General features: G+C 40.5%; 24 protein-coding genes. All 24 read right to left on the reverse strand.

From position 1 onward, the window contains the following. Positions 1 to 92 precede the first annotated feature (92 nt). The 24 genes from CIL03_RS12330 to CIL03_RS12445 all read right to left on the reverse strand — a co-directional run bounded on the left by CIL03_RS12330 (position 93) and on the right by CIL03_RS12445 (position 26,616). Positions 93 to 1,085, reverse strand: a complete 993-nt coding sequence (locus tag CIL03_RS12330) for an ABC transporter ATP-binding protein (protein ID WP_094886164.1) — start codon at positions 1,083 to 1,085, stop codon at positions 93 to 95. A gap of 13 nt (positions 1,086 to 1,098) precedes the next feature. After that, positions 1,099 to 2,034, reverse strand: coding sequence for a C40 family peptidase (locus CIL03_RS12335; RefSeq protein WP_094886165.1), 936 nt, complete (start codon positions 2,032 to 2,034; stop codon positions 1,099 to 1,101). A 279-nt stretch (positions 2,035 to 2,313) separates the two neighbouring features. Then, positions 2,314 to 3,408, reverse strand: a complete 1,095-nt coding sequence (locus CIL03_RS12340; RefSeq protein ID WP_094886166.1) for a dipeptide epimerase — start codon at positions 3,406 to 3,408, stop codon at positions 2,314 to 2,316. After that, positions 3,405 to 4,334, reverse strand: coding sequence for a S66 peptidase family protein (locus CIL03_RS12345; protein ID WP_094886167.1), 930 nt, complete (start codon positions 4,332 to 4,334; stop codon positions 3,405 to 3,407). Before CIL03_RS12345 ends, CIL03_RS12340 begins: the two co-directional genes overlap by 4 nt. Before the next feature lie 378 nt (positions 4,335 to 4,712). Beyond that, positions 4,713 to 6,374 (reverse strand): peptide ABC transporter substrate-binding protein, encoded by a 1,662-nt coding sequence (locus CIL03_RS12350; protein ID WP_094886168.1) that lies wholly within the window; start codon positions 6,372 to 6,374, stop codon positions 4,713 to 4,715. Positions 6,375 to 6,455: 81 nt separating this feature from the next. Next, positions 6,456 to 7,466, reverse strand: a complete 1,011-nt coding sequence (locus CIL03_RS12355; RefSeq protein ID WP_094886169.1) for an ABC transporter ATP-binding protein — start codon at positions 7,464 to 7,466, stop codon at positions 6,456 to 6,458. An 8-nt stretch (positions 7,467 to 7,474) separates the two neighbouring features. Then, the gene (locus tag CIL03_RS12360) at positions 7,475 to 8,431 is read right to left on the reverse strand and encodes an ABC transporter permease (protein ID WP_094886170.1); all 957 of its coding nucleotides are present in this window, start codon (positions 8,429 to 8,431) and stop codon (positions 7,475 to 7,477) included. Between the two features lies 1 nt (position 8,432). Next, complete coding sequence (locus CIL03_RS12365) at positions 8,433 to 9,365, reverse strand: ABC transporter permease (protein WP_094886171.1); 933 nt, start codon at positions 9,363 to 9,365, stop codon at positions 8,433 to 8,435. A gap of 99 nt (positions 9,366 to 9,464) precedes the next feature. Further along, positions 9,465 to 10,289 (reverse strand): M55 family metallopeptidase, encoded by an 825-nt coding sequence (locus CIL03_RS12370; protein WP_094886172.1) that lies wholly within the window; start codon positions 10,287 to 10,289, stop codon positions 9,465 to 9,467. Between the two features lie 244 nt (positions 10,290 to 10,533). Next, the gene (gene murA, locus CIL03_RS12375) at positions 10,534 to 11,868 is read right to left on the reverse strand and encodes a UDP-N-acetylglucosamine 1-carboxyvinyltransferase (protein ID WP_094886173.1); all 1,335 of its coding nucleotides are present in this window, start codon (positions 11,866 to 11,868) and stop codon (positions 10,534 to 10,536) included. Positions 11,869 to 11,902: 34 nt separating this feature from the next. Further along, positions 11,903 to 12,616, reverse strand: a complete 714-nt coding sequence (locus CIL03_RS12380) for a YwmB family TATA-box binding protein (RefSeq protein WP_094886174.1) — start codon at positions 12,614 to 12,616, stop codon at positions 11,903 to 11,905. 98 nt (positions 12,617 to 12,714) lie between these two features. Beyond that, complete coding sequence (locus CIL03_RS12385) at positions 12,715 to 12,945, reverse strand: DUF1146 family protein (protein WP_094886175.1); 231 nt, start codon at positions 12,943 to 12,945, stop codon at positions 12,715 to 12,717. A 992-nt stretch (positions 12,946 to 13,937) separates the two neighbouring features. Next, the gene (locus tag CIL03_RS12390; protein ID WP_094886176.1) at positions 13,938 to 14,333 is read right to left on the reverse strand and encodes a F0F1 ATP synthase subunit epsilon; all 396 of its coding nucleotides are present in this window, start codon (positions 14,331 to 14,333) and stop codon (positions 13,938 to 13,940) included. Between the two features lie 104 nt (positions 14,334 to 14,437). Continuing rightward, positions 14,438 to 15,847, reverse strand: a complete 1,410-nt coding sequence (gene atpD, locus CIL03_RS12395) for a F0F1 ATP synthase subunit beta (RefSeq protein WP_094886177.1) — start codon at positions 15,845 to 15,847, stop codon at positions 14,438 to 14,440. 37 nt (positions 15,848 to 15,884) lie between these two features. After that, positions 15,885 to 16,742 carry an ATP synthase F1 subunit gamma gene (atpG, locus tag CIL03_RS12400; RefSeq protein WP_094886178.1) on the reverse strand — a complete coding sequence of 286 codons (858 nt, stop codon included), beginning with the start codon at positions 16,740 to 16,742 and terminating at the stop codon, positions 15,885 to 15,887. Positions 16,743 to 16,863: 121 nt separating this feature from the next. Next, positions 16,864 to 18,372: a F0F1 ATP synthase subunit alpha gene (gene atpA, locus CIL03_RS12405; protein WP_094886179.1), complete on the reverse strand. Its 1,509-nt coding sequence runs from the start codon at positions 18,370 to 18,372 to the stop codon at positions 16,864 to 16,866. An 18-nt stretch (positions 18,373 to 18,390) separates the two neighbouring features. Beyond that, positions 18,391 to 18,936: a F0F1 ATP synthase subunit delta gene (locus CIL03_RS12410; protein ID WP_094886180.1), complete on the reverse strand. Its 546-nt coding sequence runs from the start codon at positions 18,934 to 18,936 to the stop codon at positions 18,391 to 18,393. Next, positions 18,933 to 19,436 (reverse strand): F0F1 ATP synthase subunit B, encoded by a 504-nt coding sequence (gene atpF / locus CIL03_RS12415; RefSeq protein WP_094886253.1) that lies wholly within the window; start codon positions 19,434 to 19,436, stop codon positions 18,933 to 18,935. Before atpF ends, CIL03_RS12410 begins: the two co-directional genes overlap by 4 nt. A gap of 175 nt (positions 19,437 to 19,611) precedes the next feature. Continuing rightward, positions 19,612 to 19,818, reverse strand: coding sequence for a F0F1 ATP synthase subunit C (gene atpE, locus CIL03_RS12420; RefSeq protein ID WP_094886181.1), 207 nt, complete (start codon positions 19,816 to 19,818; stop codon positions 19,612 to 19,614). 90 nt (positions 19,819 to 19,908) lie between these two features. Beyond that, entirely contained in the window at positions 19,909 to 20,631 is a 723-nt protein-coding gene (gene atpB, locus CIL03_RS12425) for a F0F1 ATP synthase subunit A (protein ID WP_094886182.1), read from the reverse strand. A 23-nt stretch (positions 20,632 to 20,654) separates the two neighbouring features. Continuing rightward, positions 20,655 to 21,023 carry an ATP synthase subunit I gene (locus CIL03_RS12430; RefSeq protein WP_094886183.1) on the reverse strand — a complete coding sequence of 123 codons (369 nt, stop codon included), beginning with the start codon at positions 21,021 to 21,023 and terminating at the stop codon, positions 20,655 to 20,657. Positions 21,024 to 21,696: 673 nt separating this feature from the next. Beyond that, on the reverse strand, positions 21,697 to 23,880 hold the full coding sequence (locus CIL03_RS12435) for a S8 family serine peptidase (protein WP_094886184.1): 2,184 nt from the start codon (positions 23,878 to 23,880) through the stop codon (positions 21,697 to 21,699). Positions 23,881 to 24,150: 270 nt separating this feature from the next. Further along, positions 24,151 to 24,780 carry a uracil phosphoribosyltransferase gene (upp, locus tag CIL03_RS12440; RefSeq protein ID WP_094886185.1) on the reverse strand — a complete coding sequence of 210 codons (630 nt, stop codon included), beginning with the start codon at positions 24,778 to 24,780 and terminating at the stop codon, positions 24,151 to 24,153. 600 nt (positions 24,781 to 25,380) lie between these two features. After that, positions 25,381 to 26,616: a serine hydroxymethyltransferase gene (locus CIL03_RS12445; protein ID WP_094886186.1), complete on the reverse strand. Its 1,236-nt coding sequence runs from the start codon at positions 26,614 to 26,616 to the stop codon at positions 25,381 to 25,383. Positions 26,617 to 26,637 lie beyond the last annotated feature (21 nt).

Below are 26,637 nucleotides of genomic sequence, written 5' to 3' on the forward strand. Positions count from 1 at the left end.
TTATGGAGGAAGGTGCCAATACAAAACATCCAATAACTCAAAACGAAAAAACCTATGGAGCGCTTTATCTGAGGCGCTTCATAGGTTCTTTTTTAAATTCTTCTCGTTTCATTTTCGCCCAGTGTTTCATCATATAAATGACATGCTACATAATGATTCTGTTCCACTTCCTGCCAATCTGGCTGTTTCACTGAACAAACCTCCATTGCCATTGGACACCGAGTTCGGAATACACATCCGCTTGGTGGGTTTATCGGGCTTGGAAGCTCACCTTCAAGGATAATCCTTTCCCTTGTTTCCTCAATATCAGGATCAGGAATTGGAATGGCTGACAGCAAAGCTCTCGTATATGGATGCAATGGATTATCGTATAAACTGCTGCTCTCAGTTAGTTCAACCATATGGCCTAAATACATAACACCAATCCGGTCAGAGATCTGCTTCACCATCGACAAATCATGTGCAATGAACAGAAAGGTCAGTCCTTTTTCCGTCTGCAATTCCTTTAACAGATTAACGACCTGTGCCTGGACAGAAACATCCAGTGCCGAAATTGGCTCATCCGCTATAATAAAATCAGGATTTAACGCCAAAGCACGAGCAATGCCAATTCGCTGACGCTGGCCGCCACTGAATTCATGCGGGTAACGGTTGGCATGGTCACGATTCAGACCAACTTCCTCCAGCAGCTGGTAAACCCGGTCCATTTGTTCCTTTTTATTTTTATATAAGCTATGGACTTCCATAGGTTCAGAAATAACTTCACTGACAGTGGAACGCGGATTTAATGAGGCATAAGGATCCTGGAAAATCATTTGCATTTTACGGTAAAATTTAAATTTTTCTTTATCAGTCAGGCTGTGTACATTGTCCCCATCATAGACCACATCGCCATCCGTTTTATTATAAAGGCCCATAATTGTACGTCCAATGGTTGATTTTCCACAGCCTGATTCACCAACAAGCCCAAAGGTTTCCCCTTTATTCACATAAAAACTGACATCGTCAACCGCCTGAAGCATCTTTCCTTTTCCCATAACAAAATGCTTTTTCAAGTTAGTAACCTGCAAAATTTTATCATCCATAGTTATTTCTCCTTTACCAGTAACGTCTCGCAGCACAGAGTTCTTTTTCATATTTAGTCCCTGATAATTCAATTATTTCAATTCCTTTTCCGGTTTGCGGGGAGTGAAGCATTTTTCCTTCCCCATAGTAAATTCCCACATGATGGAGGGTACCCTTTCCTTCCTCATACGCGAAAAATAGTAAGTCACCTGGCAGGAGTTTATCATAGTCCACAGATTCTCCAGAAGCTGCCTGATCACCAGCATCGCGGGCTATTTTATAGCCATTTGCTTTATGCATTGCATAAGCAAGCCCTGAGCAATCATAACCAAAAGCACTCATTCCACCCCAGAAATAATCCAGGCCAGCATACGGTTCACCAGATTTAACGATGCTTTCACCACTTCCTGGATCCCTCCCGCAAGTATTGGAAAAAATCTGTACTTCTTCCTTTTGAAAATATCTATTTCCATGAGGTGTTTTCACCTCTACACGTTCTTCATGCAATTTATACAATGGCAAAACTGTCATATAGCTAATTTCTATTAATCTTTCTCCCTCTTTAGATTCCAGCCAGGCCTTATCTTTAATGACAGCTGCAGATTTTTCACTTTCCCAGTCGCTGTTTTTTAGCTTAGTTAATTGGTTTAAAGGTACCCATCCCGGATAACCTCGTTCATCCTTTTTTGATGGCTGTGAAGGAATGACCACATGTGCCCAGCCATTAGCTGTATCTGTTACAAGCACAGGCTCTCCATACAACAGCTGTGTTTGCACCCTGTTTTCATTACACAGTGCAAGATTATCTTCATAACTCAAACCAGTAATCCACTTGTTCATATCGGTAGGGTTCTCTGTGCCAGATCTATCAATCTCCCTGGCTGAATCAGGATTTGTCCAGACAGTAGCTACCTGTACTGCGGTTACCCACATTTCTTCAGGAAATTGATCAAACGTTTGTTTAAACATCTTAGTTTCCCCTTTCTGATTGAATTTTTATTGATCAAACGTTTGTTTAAAGTTTAGTGGGTGGGTGGAGTTGAGAGATAACTGCTGGAAGTTGAGAGAAAATTGCTGATAGTTGAGAGGTAGACCCACAAAGTAGAGAGAAAACCCTACATATTTATCTTTTCTCTCAACTTTCTATTGCTGTCTCTCAAGTTTGTCAGCAAATCTCTCGACTTTTTAACGTTGTCTCTCATGTTCGGTAGTATATCTCTCAACTTCGCGAACTCCCCAGCCAAACCTCTACTCCACTAAAAACTCCCCATTCACTCCAACGATCCCAAGTCCTGACCTGTTCCCTAATTCAATAACATTTCTCTGATAAGAAATTCCGCCATCAATTAAATCTCCCGCCAGCATTAAAGGGGCGTCGAAATCGAACCTTGTAACATTCGGCTGGCTTGCTGCAAAGTGGGCAGCTGCGGTTATGCCGATCCTCGTTTCTATCATACTGCCAACCATGCAATCTACTCCATAGACTCCAGCTAGTGCAGCAATTTTTAATGCTTCATGAATGCCTCCCGCTTTCATTAATTTAATATTAATCAAATCAGCTGCGCCTTCTTCAAGCACTCTTCTCGCATCATCGGATGAAAACACACTTTCATCCGCCATAATAGGTGTTTCCGTATTTTCAGTAATAAATTTTAGGCCCTTTATATCGTGGGCTTTCACTGGCTGTTCAATTAATTCAATATTCAGTCCAATGTCTTCCATTTTTCGGATTGCTTTCACAGCTTCCTTTGCTTCCCAGCCCTGATTTGCATCAAGTCGTATGACAATAGATTCTCCAACCTGCTTTCGTATTGCCTGAATTCTTTTAATATCTGCAGCTATCTGGTCTTTACCCACCTTTACCTTTAAGACAGAAAAACTATTATCTACATACACCTGGGCATCCTGCGCCATTTCTGACGAGCTGTTCACACTAACCGTGTAGTCTGTTTCTATTCTTACACGATATCCTCCGAGAAAAGCTGCTAGCGGCATATTCGCATACTGGCTGATACAATCATAGATTGCCATATCGATAGCAGCTTTAGCACTTGGATTCCCTACTATTCCCTGCTGGATTATTTCAAAAATGCGCTCTCGATAGAGCAGGGATTCTCCTTCAAGCAAAGGTTTAAAAATTCCTGTAATCACATAATTGATGCCAGCTAAACTATCCCCTGTAATTACATGGGTTGGCGGTGCCTCACCCCACCCTGTTATCCCATTGTCACAGGTTATTTTAACGACGGCGGTTTCAGCTACGGTAACCGTTCGCAGTGCTGTTTTGAATGGTTTTTTCAATGGTATAGCTGCGCGGAAGGTTTCGATATTTTGTATTTTCATAGACTTGTCTCCTTGACACCTGGTTCGATCTGCAATGTTTTCGTATAGGTTGAAAGGTTTGCTCTTACACCCAGCGGTACTGCAAAATGTGGAAAGCAATGCCCAATTTTGAATCCTGCAAGCACTGGACAATTCAACCCTGAAAAATAATCAAAAAATACCTGCTCCATTGTTAATGTTGGATCAAGTTCAGATTCTGCCTCTGCAAAATCACCTACCATAATCCCTGCCACTTCATCTAGCATCCCGGCAAGCTTTAGCTGATTCAGCATCCCATCCACCTGGTAAGGCTCTTCTCCAATATCCTCCAGCAAAAGAAGTTTCCCCTTTGTTTCAATTTCATACGGTGTTCCCAGTGTGCTTGCCAGCAAACTCAGATTTCCACCCACAAGTTCTCCCTTCGCAGCTCCTGGCACCATTGTCTGAAGTGAAGAGACTTTTTCGTTATACACTAGAGTCATTGGTTTAAAAAGCTGATTAAACATAATTGCAGAAAGCTCGTCAAAGTCATCCTTTCCAATGTCAGATACTGGCATGGGGCCATGAAAGGTTACAAGACCGGTTTTCTGGTGAATTGCCGTATGTAAATAAGTAATATCACTATACCCCCAATATATCTTCGGATTTCTCTTTATCAGATCATAATCAATATCATCCGCAATTCGTCCAGTACCATAGCCTCCCCTGGCAAAGATAATTGCTTTAACGGCCGGATCCGCTATCATCTCATGAAGATCCTCAAGCCGCTGTTCGTCCGTACCAGCCAAATAGCCATGAACCTTTTCAATATGTTTTCCCAGTTTAACGTGCAGTCCCATTTTCTCAAAAAAAGGAATTGCTTTTTTGAGGTTTTCTATTTTAATTGGCCCTGCTGGTGCAACAATACCGATAAAGTCCCCTCTGATTAACCGTTCAGGTGCTATCATTTGGAAGTCTCCTCTCCGGATGTTACCTTTTAAGATTATAGGATGTAAATTTCACAGCATTTATTTTCTGGACATAAACAGCCACGTCCAGCTCCAGCTCCCAGTGACTAGCAGATCTTTTGGTGGGACGAGCCCTTGGCACAGTCCCAAACTTCACACTCTTCCACTACGATAAGTCAACATCGATTCACTTACGTTCATCGTGTTTCCTTTATCTCATTGCAAGTCTTTTTGGTGGGGCGAACGGAGTGCAGTCCCAGAGTGCTCCAGTTTGTACGTCACTAAACGGTCGCTTCCGGTTTTGTGCATATATGTATGGAAAAAGGAGCAGCCCACAGACTTGTGGGCCGTCCTCTTTTTCCATTAAAAATTCAATTATTATTCTACATCTGCATATTTCAAATCAAAGTAACCAACAGGGTGGCGGAGGATTCCTGATACGCCATCTGCTTCCAGTACTACTGTATTATAGTAGCGAATCGGAATTGCAATCATTTCTTCTGCAAGCAGTTTTTCTGCTTCGAGCAGATATTCCCAGCGCTTTTCTTCATCTGTTTCCGATTTACCCTTTGCAATCAGCTCATCATATTCGGCATTTGACCAGCCAGTTCGGTTCATATAGGAATCAGTGATAAAGCTTTCCAGGAAGTTTACCGGGTCATTGTAATCATTAATGAATGAACTCCGTGAGAATTGAAGTTCCAGGTTTTGCTGTGCTTCAGCAAACACACCCCACTCCTGATTTTCAAGTGAAACCTCTACACCAAGATTCTCAATGAACATATTTTGGATCGCCTCAGCTACCGCCTTATTTGAATCACTAGTGTTATAGGATAAAACAATTGGAGGCAGCTCATCATATCCTTCCTCTTCCATTCCTTCCTCCAGCAATTGTTTTGCCTTTTCTGCATCAAATGTAGTGAGATCACCATTTACATCACGGAAATCTTCTCCAGAAGGAGTGATAAATCCAGGTGAAACAAAGCCATATGCCGGTTCCACACCATTTTTCACAACAAATTCTGCAATATCTGCCCTGTTAATCGCATGGGAGAAAGCCTGCCTGATCTTTTTATTTTGAAAAGGCTCTTCAGTCAAATTAAAACGGTAAAATTCAAGACCGCCATAGTTTCCAATGAAAACATTGTCCCCATCAATCAGCTGATCGGATAATTCTGGTGGAATGCTTGCAGTATCAAGCTCGCCACTCTCAAACATCTGATATTGTGTGTTGGTGTCATTTACCATTTCAAAATGTACTTTATCTAATTTAACGGCATCTGCATCCCAATACTCTTCATTTTTTGCAAACATCATTTCACTATCATGTTCCCATGATTCCAGCTTAAATGGACCATTGGCAACAAAAGATTCTGCTTCAGCATGCCAGTCCGGATTTTCTTCTGCTACCTTATGGTTAACCGGGAAGAATGCCGGGTTTGTTAAAAGATCCAGGAAAAATCCAGTTGGCGCTTCCAATACTACTTCAAGTGTCTTTTCATCAACTGCTGTGACCGCAACATCGTCTGCTGAGCCTTCACCACTGTTAAATGCTTCTGCCCCTTTAATAAAATATGCGAGAAATGCTGCCTGAGAGCCTGTTTCAGGATCCAGCATCAACTTCCAGGCATAGACAAAGTCTTCAGCTGTTACAGGGTCGCCATTTGACCAGTTAGCATCTTCACGAAGGTTGAAAGTATATGTCAGTCCATCCTCCGAGATTTCCCAATCTGCCGCAGCGCCAGGCCCTGCTTTGGATTCCTTATCCAATCTTGTCAACCCTTCCATCAGGTTGTTTAATGGGTCCCAGGAAACCTGGTCAAAACCAATGGATGGATTGAACGATGTTGGCTCCACACCGTTATTCAGCCTAAGGATTTTTTCTCCGCTGGCTTCATCTGATTCACCTGTTTCACCATTTTCTTCAGCAGCTTCTGCATCATCTGCAGGTTCCTCTTCCCCTGCATTCTCATTCGCAGTGCAAGCCGCGAGTACTGCAACCAGAAATACCGTAAATAACAATACAAGAAACTTTTTCATGCTTTTTGCCCCCTTGGTTTAGTTTACTGGTAAAGAAAATAAAGCCTGGCCGCTAGTAAGTTCATCTACAGGAACGGACGCTTACGCCTTTGATCCCGCTGTTTCAGCCAAAAGCTTTTTAGCCCGCGAATCCTGCAGCCAGCAATTCACTTTATGTGATTCACTGAGAATTGAATTTGCGGGATAAACTTTATCACACACCTCCATCGCAAATGGACATCTGGCAGTAAATGGACATCCCTTTGGAGGTGAGAATAAATCTGGTGGAGTTCCGTCGATCGGGGTTAGTTTCTCCCCTTGCAGGTCCAGTCGCGGAACAGATTTCAGCAGCCCCTGAGTATATGGATGCTCCGGGTTATAAAAGATATCCCGTTTTGTTCCAGTTTCGATAATTTTGCCTGCATACATCACTGCGATTCGATCTGCTATTTTGGCAACAACCCCTAAATCATGTGTAATTAGAATGATCGAAACACCCGTGGCCCTCTGAATTCTTTCAAAAAGCTCAAGAATTTGTGCCTGTATAGTCACATCCAAAGCAGTTGTTGGTTCATCTGCAATGAGGAGTTCAGGTTCACAGATTAATGCAATGGCAATAACGATTCGCTGCCGCATTCCACCACTGAATTGATGCGGGTATTGCTTCATTCTTTCCTTAGGGTTTGGAATACCGACAAGGTCCATCATTTCCAGTGCTTTTTTTCGTGCAGCTTCACCTGTTACTTTATGGTGCTGCCTTAATCCTTCCATCAGCTGGGTGCCAATCGTCAATGTAGGGTTTAATGCCGTCATAGGATCTTGAAAAATCATTGAAATATCCACACCACGGATTGAACGCATTCTTTTTTCGCTGGCTTTTGTCAGGTCACTTCCCTTAAACTTGATGGTGCCCGCTGAAATTTTCCCAGGCGGATCAGGTATCAAGCGCATAATCGCATTTGATGTCACACTTTTCCCACAGCCTGATTCCCCAACAATTGCCAATGTTTCTCCCTTATTTAAATGGAAATCAACTCCCCTCACTGCTTTTACAGTACCTCCATACGTTGTAAAGGTTACATGAAGATTATTTACCTCGAGTATTTTTTCCATTGGTTCACCTACTTCCTGAGTTTCGGATCAAGTGCATCCTGCAGCCCGTCACCTAATACGTTAAATGCAAACATCGTAAATGAAATAAAGAATGCCGGGAAAAATAATGTCCACCAGTGCCCGGAAAGAATTGCACCTAATGAGTCATTTGCCATGACTCCCCAACTCGCAACAGGGGCCTGAATCCCGAGTCCAATAAAGCTTAAAAAGGCTTCCGCAAAAATAGCTGATGGAACAGTCAGTGTCATTTGTACAATAATTGGCCCCATTGTATTTGGCAGCAGATTCTTCCGGATAATACGGGATGATTTCGTTCCAAACGACTTGGATGCGAGGACAAATTCATAGTTCTTAATCTGCAGGACCTGTCCCCGCACGATCCTGGCCATCCCGACCCATCCCGTAACGGTCAGTGCAATAATAATTGTCGTTAGACTTGGCCCCAGTACAACAAGCAATAAGATAACTACCAATAAATACGGCAGACCATATAAAATTTCCACAATACGCATCATAATGTTATCTGTACGGCCGCCTTTATAGCCGGAGATGCCACCATAGATGATCCCTACGCTTACATCGATTATTGCAGCCATCAGCCCAACAAATAAGGAGATCCGTGCACCATACCATGTACGTGTAAATACATCACGTCCGGCACTGTCAGTTCCAAACCAATGGGCAGCGGATGGCGGCTGATACTGATCCTGCAGTACTTGTGTATTCACTTGGTATGGTGAAAGAATTGGACCTATAATCGCCATTATCGTTAATAAAATCAGGAATACCATTCCTGACATAGCCAGTTTATTTTTGACGAGCCGTTTCCATGCATCCTTCCAGTAGGATAGGGAAGGCCTTGCGACTGCTTCTGCTGCATCCTTATCTTTTTCCTTCAATTTAAACCATTCATCCGGAACCTCTGAAGGAGAATAGCCTGCATGAATTTCTTGCCTGGATTTCATATTATTCTCCTCCTTGCTTATTTACTTTTATACGAGGGTCAAGTATTCCATATGCGATATCCACTAGGAAGAGCATGATAATCAGGAACGCACTGTAAAATACCGTTGTACCCATAATAACCGGGTAGTCCCTCTGGTTAATGCTTTCAACGAAATATTTCCCCATGCCTGGTATCGCAAAAATCTGCTCGATTACAAAGGTTCCTGTTAAAATACCTGCAAGCAATGTCCCCATAATCGTCACCACAGGCATCAACGCATTCCTAAGAGCATGTTTTATAATGATTTTCCATGGAGAGAGTCCCTTTGCCCGGGCCATTTTGATATAATCCTGTGTTAATACCTCAAGCATTGTTGATCTTGTAAGCCTTGCTATAATGGCCATTGGTCCTGTAGCAAGAGCAAGTGTGGGAAGGACCATATGTGCCGGGCTTTTCCATGTAGCAACAGGAAATATATCGAAATTTACCGCTAGCTGCTGAATCAGCAATGTTGCTAAAATAAAGTTAGGAATGGATATACCAAGCACCGCAATTCCCATTGCCATATAATCGATGAAGCCATTATGACGCAGTGCAGCAATAATCCCTAAAATAATTCCTGAAATTACAGCAACAATAATTGTTACAATTCCCAGTTCAAACGAAATCGGAAAACCCCGTCCAAGTAATTCATTTACAGATTGATCCGGTTTCTTTATAGATGGGCCAAAATCAAAGGTAACAATTGATTTCAAATAGAGCAGATATTGGATGTGGTATGGCTCATCCAGATTATAGTGAGACTCCAAATTTGCTTGAATCGTCTCATTGGATGACCTTTCACTATTAAATGGAGAGCCTGGAATGCTGACCATCAATATAAAGGTTAACGTGATGATAATCCATAAGGTAATAACCATAATAAGCAAGCGTTTTAATATGTAGCGAAGCATGAACTTTCACCCCCGGATGAAACTTGACAGTCTATTGATCTTGTATTTTCTAGTTTTGTCATTATCTGAGGCTGTTTTTCGTATAATTACAGACTAGTATTATGAAAAAGCTGTCCGCATTGCGAGCTCTGTCATGACAAGCATTGCCTGGAAGCCTTCGATCATATTTCTTGCCTGATATTTTACTATAGTTGTCCCTGGTACAATTTCTGTTCCTGGCATAAGATTTGCCCATTCTGCCTGGCCATAATTATTAAATTCAATTTTTAATACCGGATTTTCTGGTGGCACCAAGGGTTTTACAAGATGTCGGTTCTCCAGTGCCAATCCCACTTTTTCCTTCAATAGCTCTCCTGCTTTTTTAGGTGTTAAACTCTTCACAGCAGATCTGGAAATTGTCTCCTTGACTGCAACAGCTGTTACATTGGGAATTAATTCTTCAGCTTCGTTTGCTGCCTGGTCATCACCGGCAACCAATAAAACTGGTACACCAAAATGACCAGCCACCAGCGCATTTAATCCCATTTCTCCCACCGGTTTGTCATTTACAAAGAAATTTCTTACCGCATGAATCATCGCATGTGACATAACCCCAAACTGTCCTGCCCTGGCATGGTAGCCAATAAACATTGCACCACCGTATGTATTGTCGATGCCCTGCATCATAGATAGCGCTTTCACATCACCGGTAATTAATTTTGCTTCTGGATGAAGCTGATCGATTAGTATGTTATTCATTTTCGAATGGCTGTCATTTACGAGCACTTCATTACAGCCGTATTTAAATGCAGACTCAATTACATAATTGGTTTCATCTGTCATAATTTTTCGCGCGCGTTCATAATTATGTTTACTTGAATCAACAAACGTATAATCAGGAAGACCGGTAATCCCTTCCATATCAACAGAGATATAAAGTTTCATAGATGCAAGCTCCTTTTTATGATTTTACTATTTTTCAAACACAAATTATTATCAATTTTCATTCAATTCTATCACATCATTATTGAAATGAAAAGATAATATTTTCCTCAAAATTTGTATTATTATTTTATTAAAAGTAAAATTATGTGATTAAAGTGTGAATTGTTTCGAGAATATAAAAAGACAGATGAAATGTGTACATTCCATCTGCCTTTTCTGACATACAATATTTATTATTACGATTTTAGGATAATTCTGCCATAACATCTTCTGATTTAAGATCGATTTGTATGAACGGCTCCACTATATTACCATTTTCATCAACCCGTTCAATATCAGCACCAAGGGCTGCCAGTTTGCCGGTTATATTAACATAACCGCGGTCCAGGTGATTTAATTTAGTAACACGTGTATGACCTTCTGCACGAAGTCCTGCTAAAATAAGTGCTGCGGCTGCACGAAGATCTGTTGCAGCAACTTCCGCTCCCTGCATATCAGAAGGCCCTTCAATGATGACACTGCGTCCTTCGATTTTCATTTTCGCATTCATCCTGCGAAATTCCTCGACATGCATAAAACGATTTTCAAATACTGTTTCGGTAATAACACTTGTACCTGTTGCACATAGCATTAATGACATCATCTGTGATTGCATATCTGTTGGAAAACCGGGATGCGGCAATGTTTTAATATCTGTTGCCTTTAGGTTTTCAGGTCCTATAACACGAAGTCCTTCATCTCCATCAATTACTGTTACATTCATTTCTTCCAGTTTGGAAATAACAGAACGCAAATGCTCGCTAACCGCATTTTCTATCAGAATATTTCCTCCAGTAATTGCAGCTGCCACCATGAACGTGCCTGCTTCCACACGGTCAGGAATTATCATATGTTCTGTTCCATGCAGTTTATCTACGCCTTCGATACGAATTGTTTCTGTTCCAGCACCAACAATTTTTGCACCCATTTTATTTAAATAATTTGCCAGATCAACGATTTCAGGTTCTTTTGCACAGTTTTCAATGATTGTCTTTCCGTCCGCCAAAGCTGCTGCCATCATAATATTTTCAGTAGCTCCAACGCTTGGCATATCTAAATAAATCTTTGCACCTTTTAAACGCCCATTCACATGTGCTTCAACAAATCCATTTCCAACGTGTACTTCAGCACCCATTGCTTCAAAGCCTTTCAAATGTAAATCAATTGGACGTGAACCGATCGCACAGCCACCAGGCATTGCCACTTTGGCATGGCCATAACGTGCTAATAATGGCCCTAAAACCAAAACAGATGCACGCATTTTACGAACATACTCAAATGGTGCTTCAGTCTTCAGTTCCTTAGAAGCATCTACAACTATTGTATTGTTTAATGCATCGAAATCAACATCTGCATTCATATTTCGTATTACTTCATTGATTGTATATACATCTGCCAGGACTGGAACCTCAGTAATTGTACTTTTCCCTTCACTCGCGATGATACTCGCAGCAATTACAGGAAGTACTGCATTTTTGGCACCTTCGACTTTAACAGTGCCGTTTAACTGGTTTCCACCTCTTACGATGATTTTTTCCATGTTTTCAAATCTCCTTCAAATCCATTTCATAATATTAATATTCATTTATTAGGATAGGTGTTCCTATGGTATAAATCGGATCTCCTGTTTCGCTCTCTATCACCGCAATTTGCAAATTCACTGGTTTATCCACTATAGTGATTTTATTATTCCATAGTGGTATGTACCCGTAAATTAACTTTTTATGCATCGAATTTTTTACTGTGTCGAATTGTGTATCAATTTGTTGTACATTGAAGCTTTTCACGAAATCTCTAATAAAATAATCACTTCCCATTATACCATCTTCTCCAGTTGTCAGACAAGCAAATTTGTTCGCAGATTTTGTGAACAATTTCTCTATCATTTTTTCAAGTCTTAATTGGTATGAATCTTTTACTGAGCTATCCCAGCTTCCACCTTTTAAAACACCAACTAGTTCGCTATTCTGCCTTTCATTTTTAGGAATAATGACGTTATAATATTCGACAATACTCTCACGTTTATGAGTGTTGTGAAATGAATATTTTAAACTATTTTCATCTTCACTGACCGTGAGTGAATATTCTTGTTCAAGATCTTTTATTACACGTTCCAGTTTTTTTCTGTCCACCTGTTCTTTGACAGTAACCTGCCAGCTGTCAACCGTCATTTTCTTACTCGTTATGTAACCAGCTATATCTGACAATTCACTTACTTCCATATCCATTGATGGTGTATCTGTATTAATTGCTAGCAGCATCAGACTTATAAGCAGAAACTTTTTCATAATAAAATCCCCCTGAACGTACTGTAATTACTTACAGTATGAACTGGGAGATCTATGAACATACTAAACAAATTCCGACATATTGCTAGATTGCCAGTTTAGAAGAGATACAATAGATCCCGAGACCATTGGAGTATCTCCAGGAAAAAGCGGCTCACTCCCGAACCAATTACAATCGTAATAAACAACAATAAAATCTTAGCTTCTGTTGTTCGTCCTTTTCTGATTAAAGGGTCAAAATTTATAGTCAGTACGACTCTCCATGTGATGTAAATAAATATTAAATGGGAAAGCATACTTATTATTGCCAGCTCGCCTATTCCAATCATAAAAACCACCCTTATTAAATTTCACTAATAGTAACTGTGCCATTTCTTGCTGTAAATGTCAACGGTAAGAACTGTCTTTTATTAAGCTGTGCAGAATATGTAGAAAGTATTCTCATTTCCCGGGAAATATCGACATAAATTGTAAGGGTTAATTTCATAAATAATATGGAGTTTTTTTATGTGGTTAAATTATGATATTTTTAATAACTACTTGAAGTCAGTTGCGAAGTAAAATTAGCGATGATAATTCCATCGCCATCTCAGGAAATATAACCACACTTTCATCACCATATCAGCCACCTACCGAAATATCCTCTATGTGACTGGTAGCTAATTATTTCTGGCTATTTGGGATTAGAGAGGCGCTCTATGTGACTCGGTTAGCTACCTGTTTCTGGTTGTTGGGCTCTGAGAGGCGCCCTATGTGACCGATAGCTACTTGTTTCTGACTATTTAGGCTCAGAGAGGTGCCCTCTGTGACCGGTAGCTACTTATTTCTGGTTGTTTGGGCTTAGAGAGAAGTTCTATGTGACCGGTGGACAATTATTTCTGGCTATTTGGGCTTAGAGAGGTGCTCTATTTGACCGGTAGCTACTTGTTTCTGACTATTCGGGCTCAGAGAGGCGCCCTATGTGTCCGATAGCTACTTGTTTCTGACTATTTAGGCTCAGAGAGGTGCCCTCTGTGACCGGTAGCTACTTATTTCTGGTTGTTTGGGCTTAGAGGCACGCTCTATGTGTGACCGGTAGCTAATTATTTCTGCTATTTGGGCTTAGAGAAGCGCTCAATGTAACCGGTGGCAAATTATTTCTCGTTGTTTGAGCTCAGAGAAGTACCCCAAATCCTGATAATTCATTCAACCCGCGAAACATCCGTCCCAAGTTGAAATCAACTGAGCAGTTACGTCGCAATCTATAGAATTACCGTTGTTATAAGCGCAATACTCTTACACAAAAAAACCTCTTACAACATTTGTCATAAGAGATTCTTTATTATTGACCAACATTTATTCGGTTCATTGCTCGTTTGAGTGCTAATTCTGCCCGTTGGAAGTCGATGCTGTCTTGTTTGGACTGCAGCCGGCGTTCAGCGCGTTCTTTTGCTTCTTTCGCACGCTGGACATTGATATCAGAAGGCTTTTCTGCAGATTGAGCAAGAATAGTTACTTTATCTGGTCTTACCTCCATAAATCCACCGTTTACAGCTAGTTTCTCCGTACCATTTTCGCGCTTTAGCCGAACAACGCTGATTGACAGTGGAGCAACTAGTGGGATATGGCCTGGCAGAATACCAAGTTCGCCACTTTCTGCTTTACAGCTAACCATTTCAAAGCTATCTTCCAGTACCGGACCATCAGGAGTAACAACACTCACAGTTAGTGTTTTCAATGTAACCCCTCCTAAAACTGGCACGAAGCCGGTCAATACGGATGTACTGACCTCTTGTTAGAAAAGCATTTCTGCTCTGCTATGTACTTCTAGCCAATTGTCTATTATTCCATACCTTTTGCTTTTTCAACTACGTCTTCAATACGTCCAACCAGACGGAATGCATCTTCCGGAAGGTCATCGTATTTTCCATCTAAAATTTCCTTGAAGCCCTGCACTGTTTCTTTTACGGGAACGTAAGAACCTTTTTGACCTGTAAATTGTTCAGCAACGTGGAAATTTTGTGATAGGAAGAACTGAATGCGACGTGCTCGTCCAACGACAAGTTTGTCATCGTCACCTAATTCATCCATACCAAGGATTGCAATAATATCCTGAAGCTCTTTGTAGCGCTGAAGTGTTTGTTGAACTCCAAGTGCTACTTCATAGTGTTCATCCCCAACGATTTCCGGGTCCAATGCACGAGATGTGGACGCTAATGGATCAACCGCTGGATAAATACCTTGCTCGGATAATTTACGATCCAGGTTTGTTGTTGCATCAAGATGCGCAAACGTTGTTGCTGGTGCCGGGTCAGTATAGTCATCGGCAGGTACATAAATAGCCTGAATGGATGTAACTGAACCTTTATTTGTTGAAGTAATTCGCTCTTGTAATTGTCCCATTTCAGTAGCAAGTGTCGGCTGATAACCAACCGCGGATGGCATACGTCCAAGAAGTGCGGAAACTTCAGAACCTGCTTGTGTGAAACGGTAAATATTATCGATGAAGAGCAACACATCCTGCCCTTGTTCATCACGGAAATATTCAGCCATTGTCAAACCTGTTAATGCTACACGCATACGCGCTCCAGGTGGTTCGTTCATCTGACCGAATACCATGGCTGTTTTCGTGATAACACCAGAGTCTTTCATTTCATAGTAAAGGTCATTACCTTCACGTGTACGTTCACCAACACCTGCGAACACAGAAAGACCACCGTGCTCTAATGCGATGTTGTTAATTAATTCCTGAATCAATACTGTTTTACCAACACCCGCACCACCAAATAAACCGATTTTACCACCTTTAATGTATGGTGCTAATAGGTCTACTACTTTGATACCTGTTTCCAAAATTTCAGTTTCGGTTGAAAGGTCTTCAAATTTAGGTGATGGACGATGAATTGGGTCTAAACGGGTTTCTGCCAGTGGTTCATCAAGGTCAATTTTTTCGCCTAATACGTTAAAAACCCGACCAAGTGTAACATCACCAACAGGTACAGAAATAGGTCTATTTTTATTTTCCACTTCCATACCACGCTTAACACCCTCTGTAGATGACATAGCAATTGTGCGTACACTATGGTCACCTAAGTGAAGTGCAACTTCTACTGTCAGGTCAATACCTACCTGACCTTCATCTGTTGCTTCAGCATTGATGGTCAAAGCGGTATAAATATCCGGAAGCTGTCCGTCTTCGAACTTTACGTCTACGACAGGTCCCGTAACTTGAGTAACATATCCTTTGCTCATCGATTTCCCTCCTAACTATCTTATCCATGGTGAGGAGCTATTCCAGTGCAGCTACTCCACCAATAATTTCTGTGATTTCCTGTGTAATAGCTGCTTGGCGTTGTCGGTTATATGACAATTCCAATTCGCCGATAAGATCTTCAGCATTATCTGTTGCACTTCTCATCGCCGTCATTGACGCCGCATGCTCACTCGCTTTACCATCTAGTAATGCGCCAAAGATTAAACTTTCAGCATACTGTGGTAAAAGTACTTCTAATATTTGCTGCTGATCAGGCTCATATTCGTACTGGCTGCCTGATCCGTTTGTTTCGATATCTGTAATTGGTAATAAATTCTTAGTTGTTACCTGCTGTGAAATGGCACTCACATAATGGTTGTAGAAAATGATCAATTCGTCAATTTCTTCATCAATAAACATTTGAACCGTTTCTGATGCAAGTTCTTTAATATCTGCAAATTTCGGTTGATCTGCAAGTCCAATCATACTTTTAGATACTGGTATATCACGTTTTTGACAGAAATCATAGCCTTTACGGCCAACTGCAATAACTGTATATTCATCAGAAGATTGATGTTTCTCTTGAATCGTCCGCTGCAAATGTCTCAGGATGCTGCTATTATACGCACCTACAAGACCTTTATCTGCAGTGACGATAAGATAACCAGTCTTTTTCACTTCACGCTTACTAAGCATTGGATGTGAAACATCTGTATTATTGGCAGCAATACTTGCCACAACTTCCTGTATCTTTTCACTGTATGGCACATATGACTTTGCATTTTGTTCTGCTTTACTCATCTTGGAGGCAGATACCATTTCCATTGCTGCAGTAATTTGTTTTGTTTTTTTAGTCGAATCCATACGACCTTTAATATCTCTTAGTGATGCCAAGCTTTTCACCACACTTTCCAACTAGGTCAGAAAAAGGAATCTGAATGGCCAGGCTGCAGGAATGCCCGCCCTTGTTTCATCCTCCAATCTCTGTAAACACTATTTTAAAATTATCTATTCATTACTCTGTTGGTAAGAATGTTTTCTTAAATGACTCAACCGCATCATTCATGTCTTCAGTTTCAGGAAGTTTACCTGTTTCGCGGATTGACGCAAGCAATTCTGCACGGTTACTGTCTAACCATACATGGAATTCTGCTTCAAAACGTGTAACATCTCCAACTGGAATATCATCTATGAATCCTTTAGTCAATGCATAAAGAATCATAACCTGTTTTTCAACAACTAATGGTTTATGCAATCCTTGTTTTAGAACCTCAACCGTACGTTCCCCACGATCAAGTTTTGCTTTCGTTGCTTTATCCAAGTCTGAACCGAACTGTGAGAATGCTTCCAGTTCACGGAAAGATGCTAAATCCAGACGTAGTGTACCGGCAACCTTTTTCATTGCTTTTATTTGCGCAGAACCACCAACACGTGATACCGAAAGTCCTGGGTTTATTGCTGGACGTACACCAGAGAAGAATAGATCTGATTGCAAGAAGATCTGTCCATCGGTAATCGAGATTACGTTTGTTGGAATATATGCAGAAATATCACCTGCTTGTGTTTCAACAAATGGAAGTGCAGTTAATGAACCGCCACCTAATGCGTCACTTAATTTTGCAGCACGTTCCAATAAACGTGAGTGAATGTAGAATACATCCCCTGGGAATGCTTCACGACCTGGAGGACGACGTAGTAACAGGGAAAGTTCACGGTATGCTGACGCCTGTTTTGATAAATCATCATAAACAACAAGTACGTGTTTTCCGTTATACATAAATTCCTCACCCATTGCTACACCTGCATAAGGAGCTAGGTATAATAATGGAGCTGGATCTGATGCACCTGCAGTTACAACAATGGTATAATCCAATGCACCATAACGGCGGAATGTTTCTACTGTATTTCTTACTGTTGATTCTTTTTGTCCAATTGCCACATAGATACAAATCATATCCTGATCTGCCTGGTTTAGAATCGTATCAACCGCAACAGTTGTTTTACCTGTTTGACGGTCCCCGATAATAAGCTCACGCTGACCACGACCGATCGGTACAAGTGCGTCAATTGCTTTAATCCCTGTTTGCAATGGTTCATCAACTGATTTACGATCCATTACACCAGGAGCAGGCGTTTCGATAGGACGCGTTTTTGTAGTGTTTGCCGGGCCTTTGCCATCAATCGGCTGTCCAAGCGGGTTAACTACACGACCTATCAATTCCTCACCTACAGGTACTTGCATGATACGTCCTGTCCGACGAACTTCATCGCCTTCTTTAATATCTGTATATGGGCCCAAAATAACGATACCTACGTTACTTTCTTCCAGGTTTTGCGCTAATCCCATGACACCATTCGGGAACTCTACAAGCTCCTGTGCCATAACATTGTCAAGACCGTGAGCACGTGCGATACCGTCACCAACTTCAATAATTGTCCCGACATCATTTACTTCAATTTCAGCATCGAAATTTTCGATTTGCGTTTTTATCAGTGTACTGATTTCCTCAGCTTTAATGCTCATACCATTTCACCCCTATCATCATTTGTTTGCAGTTACAATATCCCGTTCGATCCGTTGTAGTTTTCTGCTGATAGAACCATCAATAATCGTGTTACCTACACGGATTTTCACACCGCCGATCAATGTTGGATCAATAACATTATTAATCTCAAACGTGCTTTTATTAAAGCGTTTGACAAACGATGCTACAAGCTGCGATCTTTCAGGATTTGATAACTTTCGAACAGAGTATACTGTTACTTCTGCAATTCCTTTTGCATCATTAACGAATTGATTGAAATGGTCAACCATGGATGGAACGATGTCCGTACGATGACGATCTACTAGTAATTTTAATGTAGTTATAACATCTGGATCTAGACCTTGAAACACTTCATCAAGAAACTGTTTCTTTTTCGTATTATTAATACGTGGATGCTTCAGGAATGTATTTAATTTGTTATTTGCTTGAAAAACTTCTTTCACTACTTGAAAATCATCAACCATTTGATCCAATGTAGCTTTTTCATTTCCGAGTTGGAAAAGAGCTTCTGCATAACGTTTAGCAACTACCGCTTCACTCATAGCTCTTCTCCTACCTCTTTAATATAGTCATTGATCAATTTCTCTTGATCCTGTGCACTAATTTCTTTCTCAATTACTTTACTTGCAATAAGTACAGATAATGATGCAACTTTATCCTGCAATGCCTGTAATGCTTTTTCTTTTTCGTTTTGAATATCTGCCTGAGCAGCTTCTTGAATGCGTGCAGCTTCGGAACGGGCAGCTTCAATAATATCCTGTTCTTGTCTGACACCTGCATTTTTTGCATCTTCAATAATTTTTTGTGCTTCCTGTTTTGTTTGCTTCAATTGTTCAAGTGCTTCTTTTGAAGCTTTCTCTGCTTCAGCGCGGCTGTTTTCTGCGGCTTCGATTTCGCCGGCAACATATTCCTCACGCTTTTGCATCATGTTCATGACAGGGCCCCATGCGAACTTTTTCACTAGGAGAAGCAGTACAATAAAGAAGAACAGTTGTACAGCCATATCTATAACATGAAGACCGCCAAGCGCCGCATAAACCATTGAATAATTAGCGAATATATGCACAGAATTCACTCCTTTCACCTTCTGTAGTGAATATTACATGTATAGTAGTTTGTCACTTATTAAGCATAGAAAAATCGAGTAATTAACTTACAAACAACGGCGAAGGTTCTTCTGGAAGATTATCTTCGCCATTATTGTTTGACATATTTAATTACATTACCATTAATGCGATTACCACACCGATAATCGGAACAGCCTCTACCAGACCAACACCAATGAACATTGTAGTTTGCAATTGACCTTTTAATTCCGGCTGACGAGCGATTCCCTCAACTGTTTTACTTACGATAAGACCGTTACCAACACCAGCGCCTAATGCGCCTAATCCTACTGCGATTGCAGCTGCTAAAGCTCCCATAATATAAATCCTCCTCAAGATTATTGTATAAGTTTTTAATAATTCCGGTTCTAGCAGGTTTCTGCTGCTAAAACTGGTTCATTAACAATTTTAATGTTCTTCACTGACTTTATGTGACATGTAAACCATCGCAAGCATTGTGAAGATAAATGCCTGGATTCCCCCAATAAACACACTGAACCCTTGCCATGCAAGGAATGGAATTGCTCCACCTATAAATCCTAGTACACCTGAGGCTGTCAGTCCCACTAATAATGCAAGCAGAACCTCACCTGCAAACAAGTTACCAAACAAACGTAAGCCGAGTGTCAAGGTGTTTGCAAATTCCTCAATCAGTTTGATTGGCGCTAAAAATGGTACTGGTCGGAAATAGTCTTTGACATATTCTTTTCCGCCACGCAATTTAATTCCATAGAAATGTGTCAATATAATTACCATTGCAGATAATGTAAGTGTGACACTTGCATCTGCAGTTGGTGATTTCCACCATATTTCACCGTGAAATACACCATTTGTAATGACCCCTAACAAATTACCAACTAAAATATATGTAAATAATGTTAGTGCCAATGGCAGAAAAATTTTCCCTGTTTTCCAGTCCATCGTGTCATTAATAATTCCTTTGATAAAATCAAGGATCCATTCCATTACATTTTGTACACCGGTTGGCTTCATTTGCAAATGCCTTGCACCTAATACACAAAGTACAAATACGATGATGGAAGTTACAGCAATCATAAGGACATTTGATAAATTAACACTCAACCAGGATATTCCAAATACATTTTCTATTATCGGTGCGCCGTGATCCACTTTATTCACCCCTCTTTCAAGCACTAATCCTTATTTTTGAACATAGCAAAATCTATCATAATGACTGGATATGATGTCATTAATCCGATGATCACAGCAATAATGTTTACGTCCTCTTCAAATCTGAGGGCAATCACTATTGCCAACGCAGCCGCTGCAAATCTCGAAAAGGTTCCCAGTCCCCTGGCCTTTTCTTCCTTTGCTACAGCTTCTGTAAAATCAACTATCTTCTTTTGTAATAGATATAAATTATAAAAACTGACAACACTACCCAAAAGAAGCCCGAGAAAGATACTGGTATATGGCGTAAATCCTGCTCCCAGAACCAGTATTGCGAGAAGGTAAAACATCCACTTACGCTGACGTTTTATCATATTTTCATATTGCGACATAGTTACCTCTTCTCCCGACTTTTCTGAACAAACATTGATGCAAATCATGCTATTCCATGTAAACCTTCATTTATAGTATTTAATTACAATGGCTTCTTTGATTAGGAAACTCTGTTTATCACCATGCTTTACCGGTGAAAATATTGGTTATCCTTATACTGTTCCCCTGAAAAAGTTATACTTTCCCATCATTGTAAATAAGGATTTCGCCTAGGTAATTGAAGGCTCTAATCGTGGAATTCGACAAATTATGCACTGGATGCCGTTCTCTCCAAGCAAATTGCAAAAATGGAGAAAATGTGAGATAAATCACTTCACTTGCAGAACGATTTGCTATAATTATGTATAAATTGAAAGTTGCACATAATTATTGCAGTTTATTGTAAACCTTATCATTCCACACTAAGTTAGTGTACAATAGCCCTACCTTGTTGTCAATTGGTTAAGCAGATGTTTTACTATTATTTATACTTCCATTTTCTTCATTGATTTCTTGTCGATTTTCAGCGATTAAAAGGGATTTAGAAACCCTGTTTTCTATTATATCGGAAAGTAATTCGAGTGAACGTGACATTTTTGTGAACGAATGCTTTTTTTAACCCGATAATCTGCAGCTTCAATGTGAGTTCAAAAAGGCGCCGCTTATAATTTGGTGACTTTTTGAACATCCCACTTATTCAATATAAAAACCCGTTTCATAATGTTCATAGCTGCCATCTTCCAGATAAATGGTGATTAGTGCATTATAATGTCCCGGAGGACCAAGCTCAGCTTTCTTTATTTCACCCTCGTTCATGCCAATCTTCACATCATTCATTGTTAGTAAAGTTCTTTTGTACATTAGTGTGTCAGGATCGTATAGATCAACTTCTACACGTTCTGCGGGATCTGTTACATATAATTGGTATAAATAGGTTTCCTTGGAGAATGGCTTCAGGGAAAATTCAAAGCCCATCGCTTTTGGATTATCTGCAGTCTTATTCACAAATAAATATGGCAGGTGATATTCATTGTTATCCTGGTGTAAGGTAAGCCAGCCTTGATGTATTCCTTCCTTTAATTGTGCTGCAGTTATATTTAATTCAATTGGCAAGGTGATTTTTTCCTGTTTTTCAACTTTAAACATTTTTGGAAGCTTCCATGTGATTCCTGTTTCTTTATCCGGTATGTCAAAGCTATAGAATTGCGTTTTATTTGTTTTATTTTCTACTATTACTTCAATTGTCTTTGTCTCCATATAAGAATCTATCTTCCCAAAAGAGAGCAGCGGATCATGAATAATTGTTTTGGCTTCAATAGCCTTTTCAGGACGGATCTTGCCCATGCCCTGAATGATCGGTTCCAATGGATCCCCATTCTCTGCCTCCATACGAAGTGAAGTTGTTTTTAATGCACCAAATATCTGCTGAGTATCCCAATCCGGATGTGCTTCTTTTACTAGGGCAATGGCTCCCGCCACATGTGGTGCAGCCATACTGGTCCCTTGTAATTTTTGATACCCGTCTGGAACCGTGCTCAATATATTTGTACCTGGAGCCAATACATCCGGCTTGATATCCCAATTTACGGTGACAGGTCCGCGTGAACTGAATTCAGCAATTGTACTTGGCTTTTCTTTATAAATTGTTTTCATTTGAAATGAATTATTTTTTTGCTGTTTCCTTAGCCACTCCCCATCCAGCTTTGAAATAGAGGCTACAGGTATTGTAACTGGTCTTTCATTTTCAATCATCCCCTGAAACTTTCCATCTTCATTATTAGAAATTAATACAGCTATTGCTCCCCTCTCCTCAGCAAGTTTTGCTTTTTCATAAAAAGGGACAGTATCCCGTCTGAAAAGAGCTATTTTTCCATGCAGATTTCTGTTCTCTTCGGCAGAGAGAATCGGATAAGTTTTATCCAATTTCCATGGAACCGAGCCAACCATTGGATGGATGGCAATTTCCCTATCCATCAATGACTCATATAAATATGGAATTAATTCTGGTGGACTGGATGCTCCAATTGAAAGTGCCTTGGAAGCTGTCGCTGGCGATCCAACTGTCCAATGGCCAGGTCCATTATTTCCATTGGCAATTACTACTGCTATTCCGAGATCAATTGCTTTATTTACAGCCATACTTGTTGGGTAATCCGGTCCATTGACGGCATTTCCAAGTGACAGATTCATAATATCCACACCATCCTCCACAGCCTTTTCCATTGCAGCAATTACTTGAACGGAAGTGCCTGAGCCCCCCGGACCAAGTGCACGATATGCATAAATGTCAGCATCCGGGGCTACACCGTTAAGCTCTCCATTCCCAGCAATAATCCCGGCAACATGAGTACCGTGAAGTGTTGGCATCCCCTGGGCCGGGAGTGTTTCCATAGGATCCTCATCAAGGTCCACGAGGTCATATCCGGCAACGTAGCTTGATGTTAAATCAGGATGATTGTAATCAATCCCAGTATCTATCACCGCAACTTTAACTCCCTTTCCAGTGTATTCCGTTGTATTCAGCTCACTGGGAATAACTGCATCCGCCTGTTTAGGAAAGTCGGATATTGCAGTTTCAAGAGCTGTTGTTTCATAGGTTTGAACAGAATGTATCGATTTAATAAATTCCAGTGCTTCCATTTTCGCCAGTTTTTCCGGAGTGCCCTGCAGTGCCAATCCATTGAGCAACGTCTCATAGGTCCCTATTACATTTATAAAGGGATGATATGCCTCGATATATTCCTTATGTTCTTTCGGATCGCCTTCAACTTCGATGATAATGGATTGCAGGTCTTTTTCCTTTTCAGCTGAATGGGTGGCTGATGGCAGAACGATAAGAATTATGATGATCGCAGTTATGTATTTGAGGCAATGCATGGGCAAGCTCCTTTTTTTAGTATTAGTTTTTGGGTAAGCAGGTAAAAATATACATCACCTGATTGCAGTTGGCTGATGGAATAAGCTGTATTAAAAAACTGCTATCCCGAAAAGATAACAGTTTTTTGTATTAGACTATTTACTATTTTTGAAAATACTTCACAATTGCATCAGCAATTCTGCGGGATACTTCACCGTCCCCATATCCGCGTTTACTCATTATTTATCGTCACTCTAATAATTATAATGCCTCCAGTAAAGCGGGGAAAATTATTTTGTACCAAACAGGCGGTCACCGGCATCACCAAGTCCTGGAACTATGTAGCCTTTTTCATCCAGTTTTTCATCAAGTGCTGCCAGGTAAATATCAACGTCTGGATGTGCTTCTTTAATTACTTCGACACCCTCAGGTGCAGCAACTAGACACATCAGACGAATATCTTTTGCGCCACGGTTTTTCAGTGATTGGATGGCATCATTTGCTGAGCCACCTGTTGCAAGCATTGGATCAATGACAATCAATTTGCGTTCAGAGATATCGGATGGCAATTTTATATAATATTCAACTGGCTTCAATGTTTCCGGGTCACGGTATAAACCAACATGTCCAACCTTTGCTGCAGGTATCAGCTTCAACATACCATCAACCATCCCAAGTCCTGCTCGTAAAATAGGTATCAGTCCAATTTTTTTACCTGCAAGTACTTTCGTTTCTGATTCTTTTATTGGTGTTTCAATCGTTTCATCCTGCAGTGGAAGATTTCTCGTAATTTCAAAAGCCATTAGCATTGCGACTTCATCAACAAGTTCACGAAATTCCTTTGTTCCTGTATTCTTATCCCGTATGTACGTTAACTTATGTTGAATTAACGGATGATCCAGAACGAAAACATTTCCCATATTACCGATCACTCCTCAGAATTTGTTATCTCTAAAATTGTACTGAAAAAACGGCAAGCTTTCAAGCAATGACTGGAATAATTCTATGAAGACAGTGTTATACAGGCAGATAATCTCGGTGTCTGGAAATTAATTTGAAAATATATACTGTCCTTCAGAATGAATGGAATTGAAGTGGATATGAGATGTTTTGCAAGTGCACGATAGCTTTTTGGCTCATAGAATGAGTCTATGCGACGTCTCGCTGGTGCTAGATTGTCTATTGGGCTCATAGAACTTGTTTATGTGACATTTCGCTCGGGCTCGTTTACTATTTTGGCTCATAGAACCTGTCTATGGGACGTTTCGCTCGAGCTCGATTAAATTTTGGCTCATAGAACCTGTCTATACGACGTTTATGCAGTAGTCAAATAGAGTTTCGTCCAGTAGAATCCAATTATTTACAATTTGTCTTCCAACAGTTCATTTTTAATTATAGTAAAGTTGCGTGCTTCAATTCTTATAAATAATAAAAACGCTTGGGTTAATGCGTTAAAGCATTACACCCAAGCGTATCACTTAAATATTTTTTCTAGTTAAAGCAAAGTATGCTCTATTCTCTTATGCATATAATGGAAATTTATCTGTTAATGCTTTGACGCGCTCTGCAGCTTCCTGCAATTTTGCCTGATCTTCGTGATTCTTTAATGTAAGCGAAATAATTGCTGCTATTTCCTTCATCTCTGCTTCACCAAAACCGCGCGTTGTCACAGCAGCTGTTCCAATACGAATACCACTAGTTACAAATGGACTTTCTGTGTCAAAAGGAATGGTATTTTTATTTGTTGTTATTCCAATGTCATCCAGTACCTTTTCCGCAACCTTTCCAGTCAGCTCTAGTGGAGTCACATCCAATAGCAGCAAGTGATTATCTGTTCCGCCCGATACGATACGTACTCCTTCACTTGTAAGTGCTTCGGCCAGCAGATGTGCATTTTCGATAATTTGTTTAGCATATGCTTTAAAATCATCGGACAATGCTTCTTTAAATGACATTGCCTTACCTGCAATCACGTGCATTAAAGGTCCACCCTGCATGCCTGGGAAAACTGATTTATCAATCTTCTTCGCATATTCTTCTTTACATAAAATCATGCCGCCACGAGGTCCGCGCAATGTTTTATGTGTTGTTGTAGTTACAAAATCTGAGTACGGCACAGGATTCTCATGCAGGCCTGCAGCTACCAGTCCTGCAATATGTGCCATATCAACCATTAAGTATGCACCAACTGCATCTGCTATTTCACGGAACTTAGCAAAATCAAGCTGGCGGGAATATGCACTCGCACCTGCAACGATCAATTTGGGTTTCACTTCTTTTGCCTTTTCCAAAACAGCATCATAATCCAGCTGCTCTGATCCTTTCTCTACACCATAATCCACAAAGTTATAAAGCTTACCGCTGAAATTCACCGGACTTCCATGTGTCAAGTGGCCACCATGGTTCAGGTTCATCCCAAGTACCGTATCACCAGGTTCCAGAACCGTAAAGTAGACTGCCATATTTGCCTGTGCACCTGAGTGGGTTTGCACATTAGCATGATCTGCACCGAAGAGTTCTTTTGCACGGTCACGCGCTAAATTTTCCACGACATCCACATGCTCACAGCCACCATAATATCTTTTCCCTGGATATCCCTCTGCATATTTATTTGTTAACACGGAGCCCATTGCTTCCATGACCGCTTCTGAAACAAAGTTTTCGGACGCAATTAATTCAATTTTCTCCTGCTGCCGTTTTTTCTCTGCCTGTATTGCATCGAATAATTCTTGATCTCCTTGCTTTACATGTTCCAAAAAAATACCTCCCCAAATTTT

It is taken from the genome of Virgibacillus indicus (assembly GCF_002266285.1).
Taxonomy (GTDB): Bacteria; Bacillota; Bacilli; order Bacillales; family Amphibacillaceae; genus Virgibacillus_K; species Virgibacillus_K indicus.